Origin of the sequence: Pseudorhodoplanes sp., assembly GCF_035565855.1 — a bacterium.
In the GTDB taxonomy this organism is placed as follows: Bacteria; Pseudomonadota; Alphaproteobacteria; order Rhizobiales; family Xanthobacteraceae; genus Pseudorhodoplanes.
Genome location: NZ_DATMRX010000329.1, coordinates 1 through 12888 on the forward strand (window position 1 = coordinate 1; position 12888 = coordinate 12888).

Here is a 12888-nt window from a genome sequence, read left to right on the forward strand (position 1 = left end):
GATTCGCAACGTCCTAACCATTCGCATTGGTTGTGCGCTAGCTCGTGCGCGCGCGTTGCCTGAACAGCAATTGCTGAACCGTCGGATCTTTCATGTCGACCTTCGACGCTTCCTCGACGCGCAGCTTCATGCCACGCTCCACCGCGGGTCGCGCCATCACCGTCTCGAGCCAGCGCTTCAGATTCGGAAATTCGTTGATGTCCTGTCCCTGCCGCTCCCAGCGCGAGACCCATCCGACGCAGGCGATGTCGGCGATCGAATATTTCCCCGCGAGGAACGGCCGGTCCTTGAGTCTGATATTCATCACACCGAACAGGCGATTGACCTCATTGGTGTAGCGGTCGATCGCATATTGAAGTTTCTCGGGCGCGTAGATTCGGAAATGATGGGCCTGTCCGCCCATGGGCCCGAGCCCGCCCATCTGCCAGAACAGCCATTGATCGACTTCGGTGCGCGCCCGCTCCTCCGCCGGGTAGAATTTCCCGGTCTTGCGTCCGAGATATTGCAAGATGGCGCCTGACTCAAAGACCGATATCGGCCGCCGGCCTGGTCCGTCAGGATCGACGATCGCCGGCATGCGGTTGTTGGGCGAGATGGCGAGGAATTCCGGCTTGAATTGGTCGCCCGCGGCGATGTTGACCGGCTTCATAATGTAGGGAAGCCGGCACTCTTCCAGCATGATCGAGACCTTCCAGCCATTCGGCGTCGGCCAGTAATAAAGTTCGATGGGCCGTTGGCGCGGCGCTTGCGCCTTGCGCGCCGGGGTCTTCGCAGGCTTGCGCTTGACCTCGGTCTTCTTACGCGTGGACGAGATCTTCGCTCCTTTGGATGAGGCGGCCCGCCCCCTTTTCGCCGCGCCCGCCTTGACTGTCCGCGATGCCGATTTCGATCCGCGCGCCATCACCCTGCTCTCCCGACCTCGTCTTCGCATGTCACCTAGGTGGATCGTCCGCCGCTCGCAAGCTGGCGGAGCATATGGACCGCCTCCATCACCGCGCCTAATCTCGGCGCCCGCATGGATCTCCATGCAACGGGAGCAACGAACATGAGCAAGGTCACATGGGCGGCGCTGGTTGCCGCGACGGTGATGTTCACTGGCTTCGGCGGCGGCGCGTTTGCCCAGACGACGCCTGCTGGGGATCCTGCAAAGCAGACGAGCCCGGCACCGGCTGCGACACCAACTCAAGGCGCTCAGGACGACAAGGCCAAGGCCGCCGACGACCGCAAGGCCAAGCGGGCTGAAGAACGCAAGGCCAAGCGAGAGGAAGCCAAGAAGGAACGCGCCGCGAAACGCGAAGAGGCCAAGAAGGAGCGCGCTGCCAAGCGCCAGGAGGCCAAGAAGGAGCGGACCGAGTCGCGTCCGAACCGGCGCAAACTATGCGGCGCGGAATGGCGAGAGGCTCGCGAGGCGGGAAAGATCGAAAAGGGAATGACCTGGCCGAAATTCTGGAGCGCGTGCAATACGCGTCTCAAGGAACAGGCTGCAAAGCAGAAGGCCAACTAGTCGGGATGCCGGCTGATATGCCGGCGTTAGCGGCTGGACCTGGTTCCAGACAGACCGAGGGCGTCGGAGAGACTTGATCTCGTCTCGCCGACGCCCTCCGTCATTACATGCCGCCGATGATGCCCCGCAAGTCGCGGTACGGCGCCGTCGGCCATGTAACGTGGCACGAAAACGGCGCGCGCTTACTTCCGCTTCTTCGCGCGCTTCGTCTTCTTCGCAGCCTTCTTGGCCGCTGCCTTCTTACGTTTCGCCATTGTGCCCTCCAAGTTAAGAGATGGCGCTATCGAAAAACGTGCCGTCGCGAATCGACGAGCACGGCATTCCGATTACACCAGAATGCAAGAAACAGCGACTCCACTTAACGAAATGTGTATTCGCGCGCGCCCTCAAGGACGCATCAGCGGCAACTCGCGTTCATTGCGCTTCGAATGCATGCGCATCGCGAACATGCGATGACGAAGAACGCACTCATCGCAACGACAACACGATTCATGCGATAAAATAAGGACAATTCATATCTCGGTTGCGTTCGAGACAACGATGTTACGTTGATGCACTTCGCAAGCTGCGCGCCGTTTCGGCGGTTTTGAAGTCAAGTCGTTCGGAAACAATCGGACAAAAAATTTTTTTTTGGACGACATGAAAATCGGGTCTCCGAATGCCGTGACGGAGACGAATCGTGCGAATCGCGGCCCGTCGATTCGCGCGTGCGGCTCTTCCCGTCGACCGATCGCAAGCGCTTCGGACGTCACCATCGATCAGCCGCGGACGTTCGCAAGCGCGCGAATGATGTCCGAAATCATGTTGCACTGCCCCAAAACGGGACGAACTGAAGCGACGTCTTCCGTTCTGAGGCAATGCGAGTGCAAACATCTCACATGCGTGAGACACGTCGACAGCGTTGCGGACCGATCAGCGTCCGGACGATGACGCTGCGTTCACCGACAGACCAAGACCCTGGCGCAACTCCGTCTTGGCTTCTTCCAATTCCTTTCGGAACTGATCGCTCTGCAACAAGGCGGCGGCAATCGCGGTCCCGGCCAGACGTCCGGCCTCGACATCGCTCGGGAAATGCACGCCGGTGATGATCCGGTTGGTGCCGTATTCGTGGCCCCGCTCGAAAATTGCGGACGCCTTTTCCGGAACCATGTTCGCCAGAATGATGGCGCTTAGGTAACCGAAGATGGAGTGACCGCTCGGATAGGATCCCGGCGCCTTGGGAAGTTCGCCGACCGGCTGCACCTCCTTGCTCACCACATAAGGACGCGGACGATCCCAGACATCCTTGCTGGACAGCACGAGGATGCGCGAGTCGTTGAACATCCTTTTGAAGAAAGCGTCGGCCTTCGGATAGCGCGCCGCCGAGAAATCCGGCGCGATGACATCCGCGAACCGATAGATCGACAGCGGATTGTCCGCGACAGCGCGTTCGACCTGGGCGGGCGTGCGGGTCTTCTGCACGTCGAGCACAGTCGCAAGGTCGCGCTTCTGGGTTTCGGATTTCGGATCAGGAGACGGCGCCAGAAGCGCGCCGAGATCAAGCTGGCCCGGCTTAACGAAAATGTAGCTGCCGTATTTTGTGTCGGCTGCTTCCGCCGATAGCGCAGTGGAAACAACCAGCGCCAAAGCCAGCAGACAGCGTCGTGTAATCATGAAGTCCTCCATCACGTCCGCCGATCATTGGCGGATCGCTCCGCTCACCTTACGGACTTGAGGAACCAGGTTAAAGACCGAGCTTGGCTTTGAGGATTTCGTTCACAGCCTGCGGGTTGGCCTTGCCGCCGGATGACTTCATCACCTGACCGACGAACCAGCCGATCGCTTTTGGATTGGTTTTCGCATCTGCAACTTTGTCGGGATTCGCGGCGACGATCTCGTCCACCACTTTCTCGATGGCGCCGGTATCGGTGACCTGCTTCAAGCCGCGGGCTTCGACAATGGCGCGCGGATCGCCGCCCTCATTCCAGACGATCTCGAACAGGTCCTTGGCGATCTTGCCGGAGATTGTCTTGTCGGCGATCAGGTCGAGGATGGCGCCGAGCTGCTCCGCCGAGACCGGCGATGAGCCGATGTCCTTGCCTTCCTTGTTGAGCCGGCCGGTCAACTCATTGATCACCCAATTGGCGGCGGCCTTGGGGTCCCTTCCCTGCGCAACCGCCTCGAAATAATCGGCGGTCTCCTTCTCGGCGATCAACACCCCGGCGTCATAGGCGGAGAGCCCGAACGAGGCGATGAACCGGTCGCGCTTTTCGTCAGGCAGCTCCGGCAGCTCCGCCTTCAGCGCTTCGACATAGGCATCGTCGAATTCCAGCGGCAGGAGATCGGGATCGGGAAAGTAGCGATAGTCGTGCGCCTCTTCCTTCGAGCGCATCGAACGCGTCTCGCCCTTGCCCGGATCGAACAGACGGGTTTCCTGCTCGATCGTGCCGCCCTCCTCGAGGATATCGATCTGACGGCGCGCCTCGTATTCGATCGCCTGACCGATGAAGCGGATCGAGTTCACGTTCTTGATCTCGCATCGCGTGCCATAGGGCTCGCCGGGCTTGCGGACCGAAACGTTGACGTCGGCGCGCAGGTTGCCCTTTTCCATGTCGCCGTCGCAGGTGCCGAGATAGCGCAGGATCGAGCGCAGCTTGCTCACATAGGCCTTCGCCTGTTCCGACGACCGGAGGTCCGGCTTCGACACGATCTCCATGAGCGCGACGCCGGAGCGGTTGAGATCGACGAGCGACAGGGTCGGATGCTGGTCGTGGGTGCTCTTGCCGGCGTCCTGTTCGAGATGGACGCGCTCGATCCCGACCTCGACGCTGCTGCCGTCCGGCAGATCGACCTGGACCACACCCTCGCCGACGATCGGCGACTTGTACTGGCTGATCTGGTAGCCCTGAGGCAGGTCGGGATAGAAATAGTTCTTCCGGTCGAACACCGACTTGTTGTTGATCTTCGCCTTCAGGCCGAGCCCGGTGCGGATCGCCTGCCGCACGCATTCCTCGTTGATGACCGGAAGCATCCCCGGCATCGCGGCATCGACCAGCGAGACATGGGAGTTCGGTTCGCCGCCAAAGGCGGTCGAGGCGCCGGAGAACAGCTTCGATTCGGAGGTGACCTGCGCATGCACCTCCATGCCGATCACGACTTCCCAGTCGCCGGTCATGCCCCGGATCAGGTTCGGATTTTTTGCCGACGCGGCCATCACCACCATGCCTCGACCGGATAATGCCCCGCCGCCTGCTCGATCACCTCACCGAGCGAGAACAGCGTCGACTCGTCGAACGGCCGGCCGATGAGCTGCAATCCGAGCGGCAGCCCTTCCGACGACAACCCGGCCGGCACGGCAAGGCCAGGCAGGCCCGCCATGTTCACCGTCACCGTGAACACATCGTTGAGATACATCTCGATCGGATCAGCCCCGCCCTTCTCGCCGATGCCGAAGGCGGCCGACGGCGTCGCCGGCGTCAGGATCGCATCGACCCCCGCGGCGAACACGTCCTCGAAATCCTTCTTGATCAGCGTGCGCACCTTCTGTGCGCGCAGGTAATAAGCGTCGTAATAGCCGGCCGAGAGCACATAGGTGCCGATCATCACGCGGCGGCGAACTTCCGGACCGAAGCCGGCCGCGCGGGTCGCCTCGTACATGGCGGTCACATCGCGACCTTGTTCGCGCAGGCCGTAGCGGACCCCGTCATAGCGCGCGAGATTCGACGAGGCCTCGGCGGGCGCCACGATGTAATAGGCCGGCAGCGCGTATTTGGTGTGAGGAAGCGAGATCTCGACGATCTCGGCGCCGGCTTCGCGAAGCCATGCCGCGCCCTGCTCCCACAAGGTCTCGATCTCGGCCGGCATGCCGTCGATCCGGTATTCCTTCGGAATGCCGATCCGCATTCCTTTCACCGACTTGCCGACCGCTTCTTCGTAATCGGGAACCGGACGATCGACGCTGGTCGTGTCCTTCGGATCGTGGCCGGCCATCGAGCGCAGCAGGATGGCGTTGTCGCGCACGGTACGCGTGAACGGTCCGGCCTGATCGAGCGAGGACGCGAACGCGACAATGCCCCAGCGCGAGCAGCGCCCATAGGTCGGCTTGATGCCGACGATGCCGGTGAACGCCGCGGGTTGGCGGATCGAGCCGCCGGTATCTGTCCCGGTTGCGCCGAGACACAGGCGTGCCGCGACCGCAGCGGCGGAGCCGCCGGACGAGCCGCCCGGCACGAGCGGCGTATTCGACCCCTTGCGCCGCCAGGGCGACGTCACCGGACCCAGCGCCGACGTTTCGTTCGACGAGCCCATGGCAAATTCGTCGTTGTTGGTCTTGCCAAGCATCACGGCGCCGTCGCGCCACAGCTGCGCCGTCACCGTCGATTCGTAGGTCGGAATGAAATTGCCGAGAATTTTGGAGCAGGCCGTGGTGCGCACGTCCCTCGTGCAGAACAGATCCTTCACGCCGATCGGAATGCCTTCAAGCGGACCGGCTTCACCCGACGCAATCTTGTCATCGGATTGTCGGGCCCGCTCACGTGCGACCTCGGGCGTCTCCAGCACATACGCATTGAGGGCGCGCGCCTTCTCGACGGCAGCCAGATGCGCCTCCGTCAATTCGGCGGCACTGAAGCTCTTCTTCTTAAGTCCGTCACGCGCCTCGGCGATCGTGAGTTTGGTCAGATCGCTCATGCGTCGGGACTATCGCAGCCGAAGGTTTGCGTTTTCGCCGGCGCCTTCTGGCGCACGACCTTGGTGCCGTCCGGCTCTTCGACGACTTCGATCTCGCCAGGCAAGGGCAATCCCATCTGCCGCAGGTCGTCCTCGCTGTGCCCGTCCGGCATCTCGCCCTTGGCGATCTGCTGGAGCAGCTGCCAGCGGTAATACATGTCGGCTTCTTCGCAAGCGAGACACATCGCGCCACCCTCACTCGACCACTTTGGGGACGGCGAAATACGGACCTTCGGTCAGCGGCGCGTTGCGCAGGATCTGGTCCGCGATGCCGCCGTCGGTCACCCGGTCCTCGCGCTTCTTCATGACCATCGGCGTGACCGAGGTCATCGGCTCCACGCCCTCGACATCGACCTCGGACAGCTGCTCGACAAAGGCGAGGATGGCGTTGAGCTCGCCACGCAGATGCTCGACCTCGCTGTCCGGAACTGCGATCCGGGACAGACGGGCAATCTTGCGCACGGTCGCGTCATCGACCGACATTCGGGAGCTCCATGAGGGGTGGCTGCGGCCGAGCTATAGCAGAGCCGCCTTGGCACTCGCAACGAAAGAGGACGGCGCGGTTTCCGCAGGCGGCGCTTGGCTCTAGCATGGCCGGACTTGTTCAAGGAGCCCGAATGCCCCCTTCCCGTTTCATGGCGGTCCTCGCCGCTATCCTGCTGACCACGGCGCCCGCCGCCGCGGAAATGGACCAGAAGAAAATCGCCGCCGCACAGAAGGCCGCCGCCGATTTCGTCAAACTCGCCGGCAACGCGGCAAAAACCGGCAAGCCCCCTCGCGCGACCGATCCGGGCACCAAGGCGCTGATCGATACCGCCTTCGATACCAGCGCGATGATCACGCCGGAATTCTCCGACATCCCGCGCATCACGCAATGGCTGGCCAATGCCGACAGGATCGGCCTCGTCTACATGATGGCGGGAACCGGCAGCAGCAATCTCGCCGCGGCGGCCAATCCGAAGATCGCCGACCGGATCGGCAAGAACATTGCCGCGTTTCAGGACGAGTATGGCCGCTTCGTCGACTTCCAGCTCGCCCTGTCCGGATTCACGCTGGACGCGGTGCGCTCCCGAATGGACAAGGCGCCGGAAAAGGAGCGGCACAACCCGAAGGTCCAGGCGGGATTCATGCAGGTGGGATCCGCGATCACGCAAACCATCGCCGGCACGATAGCCACCTTCACCACCGAGGGCATTACGGACGAATGGCGGCGCGCACGGCTGACATCCTTGAATGCCATCATCCCGCAAGCCGCGCATGTCCTGCCGAGCGCCATAAAAGCCAAGCTCGGCGAATTCATCCTCGACATTGGCGGTCAGATGAGTGACGCGCAGATCAAGGATGACATCAAGGCCATGGCCGAGACGCTGACAAAATAGAGTCGCAGCGGTTAGGCCAATTGGCGCGCGAGGTTGATGAAGTCGGACGCGGCGACGTCGACCGGAACACGCGGCCCGGATTCTCCGGTCGACGGTCCGGCTTCATCAGGGCGCGCCACATGCGCGGTCCGAAGACCGCACGCAGCGGCCGCCGCGAGATCATAACTGTGCGCGGCGACCATCATGCATTCGTGGGGCGGAAGGTCGAACGCTTCGCAAGCGGCCTCATAGACCCGCGGCTTGGGCTTGTAGTCGCCTGCGATCTCCGCGCCGAGGATCGCGTCCCAGTGAAAGCCATTGTGGCGCGCGAGCCGCGCCATCAATCCGATATTGGCATTCGACACGGGTGCCAGCAGAAACTGTGCGCGCAGTCGCGTCAGACCCTCGGGCACATCCGGCCAGGCCGGGAGCCGATGCCAGGCCGTGTTGAGATCGCGGCACAGGTCTTCGGACAGATCGTCGAGACCGAAGCGCGGCCGGATGCGATCGAGATTATGCCGATGCAGAAGGTCAAGCTTGCTGAAGGGCAATTTGCCCGCCCGGACCTTTTCCATCGCCGGCTGATACTCGTCGCGCCAGGCATCCGCAAAGGCCAGCCAATCGATCCGGTAGCCCTGCGGCGCGAGGATCGCCTCCGCTTCGCGCGCCACCCCGCCGCGCCAGTCGACCACGGTGCCGAAAATGTCGAAAAACAGGGCTTTGACCGCCATCCCAACTCCTTGCCACATTGCGAAATTTTGCGGGCTCACATAAATTGAGCCCGCTGGCGCGCATGTGCGCCACCAAACCCAATAGAAAAAACACGGAGCCGGGCGAATTTTGTTCGCATCGCTCTATTTACGCAAAATTTGGCGTGCTAGGATTCCGGAACATTAAATTTCGACGAACCAGAACCGCGCCTCGCAATAGGAGGGGCTTATGGTGCTGACAGTCAACGGCTCCGGAATTCAGGAGACCTTCCGCTTCCTTGAAGCGAAGACCAATTCCGGCGTCTGGAGCCTCGACTTCGCCACGCGCAAGATGATGTGGTCGGACGGCTTTTATGCCCTGCTCGGCCTGGAGCCGGGTTCGGTCGAGCCGTCGTATGAAACCATCGTCGAACTCATGCACCCGGACGACCGGCGTCCGGCGGGCGAGTTCGACCGCATCGTGAACGAAGGCCTGCCGCTCGATCGCGAATTGCGGATCATCCAGCCGAACGGCAAGCTCCGCTGGCTCGCCAATCGGAGCGAAGTCCAGCTCGACAAGAGCGGCAAGCCGCTGCGCGCCTTCGGTGTCTTGCTCGACGTCACGCCCCAGCGCGAAACCGCTCTTGCCAAGGAAGCGGCCGAAGCACGCTTCCGCGCCTTGGTCATCGCCACGAATGCCTTCGTCTGGACCGCCCACGCCGACGGCCAGATCCTTGACATCCGGAACTGGCGTGAGCTGCGCGGCGAAAATCCCGCCGAGCTGCTGGGCTCGAAATGGGTCGACCTCGTCCACCCTGACGACCGCGAGCGGACGCAGCAGACCTGGAGCGAGGCTCTCGCCAGCAAGCATGAGTATGTGGTCGAGCACCGGATCAGGCAGCCGGACGGCGACTATCGTTGGGTTCAGTCGCGCGCCGCTCCGATCCTGCAGGAGACCGGAGCGGTTCGTGAATGGGTGGGCATCACCTCGGATATCCACGACCGCAAGGTCTGGCCGGCGACCAGCGAGGAGGCTGAAGGCGTGCTGACCGGCGCGCAATTGCGCGCCGCGCGCGGCGTCCTGAACTGGTCGGTGCGTGAGCTGTCCCAGGCATCCGGGGTTTCGAGTTCGACCATCCGGCGCCTGGAAGATATCGATGGCCCGCCGCCGGGGCGTGAAGAGGCCCTTCGGCCCCTGCAATCAGCGCTGGAGGGCGCAGGCGTGGAGTTCCTGTTTCCGCCGTCCGGCAAGCCGGGGGTCCGTCCCCGTTAAGGGGTTTAGCCGCGGTTCCGGACCTATGCGTTTTTCGCCCGTCCAGAATGGCGAAAATGAGCGGATTGCGCCCTAAAGCGCCAATTAGTTGGGCGCGGATTAAACAAATGTGACCAATCTTATGCGATATTCGCATAGCTGCATCGCAACATAAGTTCTGTTGCACCGCACCAATGGTGACTATCTTCCTTTCAGAATCAGATGAAAGTTCCTCTGATCTTTCAAAGGGATAAGAGCCATGTTCCTCTCACACTTCTTTCGCTTTCTCCGCCAGTGGCGGGCCTACGGGAACAGCCTTCAGGAACTGTCCCGCCTGGGTGACCGCGAGCTCGCGGACATCGGAATCAGCCGGTCGGATATCCCCCGCGTCGCGTGGGAGAGTGCCGAGCGCGCGTCCTGATTGACGGCTTTCAAGCCAACCACTGCCAACGCCCAGCCGGATCGGCTGGGCGTCGCGTTTTGAGCCTCTGCCCTCACGCCCTCCGATGCATTCTTATGTGATTGCCCGGACGGCCCGCTTCGCCTAGGCAAGCGGCATGTCGCCTTCAAATCCGGTTCATGTCATTGGCGGCGGTCTCGCGGGAAGCGAAGCCGCCTGGCAACTCGCCACTCAGGGCGTGGCAGTGGTGCTGCACGAGATGCGGCCCATCCGGCAGACCGCTGCGCATCAGACCGGCGGCCTGGCCGAACTGGTCTGTTCCAATTCCTTCCGTTCGGATGATTGTGAGACCAGCGCGATCGGCCTTCTCCATGAGGAGATGCGTCGTCTTGGCTCCCTCGTGATGCGCGCCGCCGATGCCAACCAGGTCCCCGCCGGCGGTGCACTGGCGGTGGATCGCAACGGCTTTTCCGACGCGGTCACCGCGGCGCTCGAAGCCCATCCGCTGATCACAATCGATCGCGGGGAAATCGACGGGCTTCCGCCAAGTGATTGGGACAGCGTCATCGTTGCGACAGGTCCCCTCACCTCGCCGCCACTCGCCGAAGCGATCCGCAACGTGAGCGGCGAAAGCTCGCTCGCGTTTTTCGACGCCATCGCGCCGATCGTGCATCGCGACTCGATCGACATGTCGGTCGCATGGATGCAGTCCCGTTATGACAAGGCCGGTCCCGGCGGATCGGGCGCCGATTACATCAATTGCCCGCTCGACCGCGCCCAATACGATGCCTTCATCGATGCGCTGATCGGCGCCGAAAAGGTCTCCTTCCATGAGTGGGAAGCTTCGACACCGTATTTCGACGGCTGCCTGCCGATCGAGGTCATGGCGGAGCGCGGACGCGAAACGCTGCGTCATGGACCGATGAAACCGTTCGGCCTCACCAATCCGCATCAGCCCGAGCGCAAGCCTTATGCGGTGGTGCAGCTTCGCCAGGACAACAAGCTCGGTACGCTCTACAACATGGTCGGCTTTCAGACCAAGCTGAAGCACGGTGAGCAGGTCCGGCTGTTCCGAACGATCCCGGGTCTCGAGCGCGCCGAGTTTGCCCGGCTCGGTGGCCTGCATCGCAACACCTATCTCAATTCGCCGGCGGTGCTGGATGCGCGGCTGCGCTTGCGCGCGATGCCGCGGTTGCGCTTTGCCGGCCAGATCACGGGCTGCGAGGGCTACGTCGAATCGGCTGCGATCGGATTGCTGGCGGGACGCTTTGCCGCCGCCGAACGCACCGGGGCGACGCTCGAGGCGCCGCCACCTGCAACCGCCCATGGCGCATTGCTCGCGCATATCACCGGCGGTCATATTGAGACCATCGATGTCGGGCCCCGGAGCTTCCAGCCGATGAATATCAACTTTGGCCTGTTCCCGCCGCTGTCGCAGACTCCGACGCGGACGGCTGGCGGCGAGCGGCTGCGCGGCGCTGCAAAGACCGTCGCAAAGAAACGCGCGCTTACGGCACGTGCTTTGGCCGAGCTCGAGGCCTGGGCCGGCCGGACCGTGACGGCTGCCGCGTGACACCTCCGGACCAGCTCATGCTAGAGACCCGGCGCGACCGCCAGAACCTTGGCCCGATGACCGATCCTGACAACATTCCGTCCGAACTCTCCGGCCGCTTCAAGAGCCGCGTCGTGCTCAAGCAGGATGTGTTCTCGACGGTCGAGCGCGGGACCTTCGTCTCGCCGAACGGCAATGTCGAAGCGGTGCTGCGGCGCATCGATCTCGTGCCATGGTGGAGCTACGGTATCGCACGCCATTTCCTCAAGCGCGAGGCGCGCGGGCTGGCCATCGCCGGCGCCTTGGGTATCGCGCCGCCCCTGCTTTTTCTCGGGAAGACTGTCCTGGTGCGCGGCTGGATCGACGGGCTTCCGCTGCATATCGCCAAGCCCGAGGGCGACCTCAACTTCTTCCGCTCGGCACGAAAGGCGTTGCGGCTCATCCATCGCGAGGGGCTGACGCATAACGACCTCGCCAAGGAACAGAACTGGCTGCGCACGCCGGCCGGTGCAGCCGCACTCACCGATTTTCAGCTCGCGACGCATTTCGGGCGGCGCGGACCGTTGTTTCGGATGGCGGCCTATGAAGACCTGCGCCACATGCTCAAGCACAAGCGGCGCTATGTGCCCGCCGCGCTGACAGCGACCGAAAAGCGCATCCTCGCCCGCAAGACCTTGCCGACGCGCATCTGGATGGCGACGGGCAAGAAGGTCTATTACTGGATCACCCGCGGCCTGTTGAATTTCACCGACCGCGAGGGTTCGGGACCGCGCTTTGTCAATGACGCGCCGCGGCTCACCGCGCGCCTGAAGCAGCATGAAGGCGTGCGCGATGCCGTGATCGTGCCGTTTCCCGATCGGCGGACCGGCACCGGCCTTTACGCCTTCGTCGAGGGCGAACAGTTGTCGGAAAGCGACCTCACGCGGTTTCTGACGGAGGACCCGGCGCGCGTGACGCAGCCCGAGCGGCTGCAGGTGGTCGAACGGCTGCCCCGGAATGCGAACGGCGAAATCCGCACCGATATCCTGCAGCTCGTGGCGATGAATCAGATCGATCTGATCGACCCGCTGCTCGCAAATGACACCGAAAAGGAAGTGGTGGCCCGGATCGTCGCCGGCCGCCAAAACCTGCGCGACCGCTTCGCCTTCTAGCTAGATCCAGCGCGCCAGATTCCTTGACGCGCGCCACAGGATCCACTGCTTGCGCCATTGCGGCAGCGATGCGCGCTCCTCAACGGCGAGCGCCACCGGCAGGAAGGCTGGCAGGACCGGCTCCGGTACATGCAAGATCAAGTCACGCAAGGCACTGCGATGACGGCGCGTTGTGTTGCGCACATCGAACGACACGGCACCGGACTTCAAGTGCGACAGCGCCGTGATGACGCCTGCATGGTGCGCCGCCAGCCGCGCGGGTTCGCCAATCTCCC

13 protein-coding genes and 1 pseudogene are annotated in these 12888 nt (G+C 62.9%); 6 read left to right on the forward strand and 8 right to left on the reverse strand.

The window, feature by feature from the left end; translation table 11 throughout:
- Positions 1-37 precede the first annotated feature (37 nt).
- The gene (locus tag VN004_RS18720; RefSeq protein WP_414710352.1) at positions 38-679 is read right to left on the reverse strand and encodes a glutathione S-transferase family protein; all 642 of its coding nucleotides are present in this window, start codon (positions 677-679) and stop codon (positions 38-40) included.
- Between the two features lie 366 nt (positions 680-1045).
- Here VN004_RS18720 and VN004_RS18725 point away from each other — a divergent pair, with 366 nt between their 5' ends.
- Positions 1046-1504, forward strand: coding sequence for a hypothetical protein (locus VN004_RS18725; RefSeq protein WP_325613289.1), 459 nt, complete (start codon positions 1046-1048; stop codon positions 1502-1504).
- Positions 1505-2416: 912 nt separating this feature from the next.
- On the opposite strand, the gene VN004_RS18730 is transcribed toward VN004_RS18725, so the two are convergent.
- The 5 genes from VN004_RS18730 to gatC form a co-directional block, all read right to left on the reverse strand.
- The gene (locus VN004_RS18730; RefSeq protein ID WP_325613292.1) at positions 2417-3157 is read right to left on the reverse strand and encodes a phosphatase PAP2 family protein; all 741 of its coding nucleotides are present in this window, start codon (positions 3155-3157) and stop codon (positions 2417-2419) included.
- Positions 3158-3227: 70 nt separating this feature from the next.
- A complete protein-coding gene (gatB, locus tag VN004_RS18735; RefSeq protein WP_325613294.1) occupies positions 3228-4697 on the reverse strand; it encodes an Asp-tRNA(Asn)/Glu-tRNA(Gln) amidotransferase subunit GatB in 1470 nt (489 codons plus the stop codon).
- Positions 4697-6172 carry an Asp-tRNA(Asn)/Glu-tRNA(Gln) amidotransferase subunit GatA gene (gene gatA, locus VN004_RS18740; RefSeq protein ID WP_325613296.1) on the reverse strand — a complete coding sequence of 492 codons (1476 nt, stop codon included), beginning with the start codon at positions 6170-6172 and terminating at the stop codon, positions 4697-4699. Before gatA ends, gatB begins: the two co-directional genes overlap by 1 nt.
- Entirely contained in the window at positions 6169-6396 is a 228-nt protein-coding gene (locus VN004_RS18745; RefSeq protein ID WP_325613298.1) for a hypothetical protein, read from the reverse strand. Before VN004_RS18745 ends, gatA begins: the two co-directional genes overlap by 4 nt.
- A gap of 10 nt (positions 6397-6406) precedes the next feature.
- Complete coding sequence (gene gatC / locus VN004_RS18750) at positions 6407-6694, reverse strand: Asp-tRNA(Asn)/Glu-tRNA(Gln) amidotransferase subunit GatC (RefSeq protein ID WP_325613300.1); 288 nt, start codon at positions 6692-6694, stop codon at positions 6407-6409.
- Between the two features lie 134 nt (positions 6695-6828).
- On the opposite strand from gatC, the gene VN004_RS18755 reads away from it, so the two are divergent.
- A complete protein-coding gene (locus VN004_RS18755; RefSeq protein ID WP_325613302.1) occupies positions 6829-7590 on the forward strand; it encodes a hypothetical protein in 762 nt (253 codons plus the stop codon).
- Between the two features lie 11 nt (positions 7591-7601).
- Here the strand turns inward: VN004_RS18755 and VN004_RS18760 are convergent, their stop codons facing one another.
- The gene (locus tag VN004_RS18760) at positions 7602-8300 is read right to left on the reverse strand and encodes a haloacid dehalogenase type II (protein ID WP_325613304.1); all 699 of its coding nucleotides are present in this window, start codon (positions 8298-8300) and stop codon (positions 7602-7604) included.
- A gap of 208 nt (positions 8301-8508) precedes the next feature.
- Here VN004_RS18760 and VN004_RS18765 point away from each other — a divergent pair, with 208 nt between their 5' ends.
- From VN004_RS18765 to VN004_RS18780, 4 genes are all read left to right on the forward strand, one after another.
- Positions 8509-9531: a PAS domain-containing protein gene (locus tag VN004_RS18765; protein WP_325613306.1), complete on the forward strand. Its 1023-nt coding sequence runs from the start codon at positions 8509-8511 to the stop codon at positions 9529-9531.
- Between the two features lie 238 nt (positions 9532-9769).
- Complete coding sequence (locus VN004_RS18770) at positions 9770-9931, forward strand: DUF1127 domain-containing protein (protein WP_325613309.1); 162 nt, start codon at positions 9770-9772, stop codon at positions 9929-9931.
- A gap of 136 nt (positions 9932-10067) precedes the next feature.
- The gene (trmFO, locus tag VN004_RS18775; protein WP_325613313.1) at positions 10068-11483 is read left to right on the forward strand and encodes a methylenetetrahydrofolate--tRNA-(uracil(54)-C(5))-methyltransferase (FADH(2)-oxidizing) TrmFO; all 1416 of its coding nucleotides are present in this window, start codon (positions 10068-10070) and stop codon (positions 11481-11483) included.
- 56 nt (positions 11484-11539) lie between these two features.
- Positions 11540-12613 carry an AMP-binding enzyme gene (locus VN004_RS18780; protein ID WP_325613315.1) on the forward strand — a complete coding sequence of 358 codons (1074 nt, stop codon included), beginning with the start codon at positions 11540-11542 and terminating at the stop codon, positions 12611-12613.
- Here VN004_RS18780 and VN004_RS18785 read toward each other — a convergent pair.
- A pseudogene (locus VN004_RS18785) lies at positions 12614-12888 on the reverse strand (hypothetical protein); the annotation flags it as partial.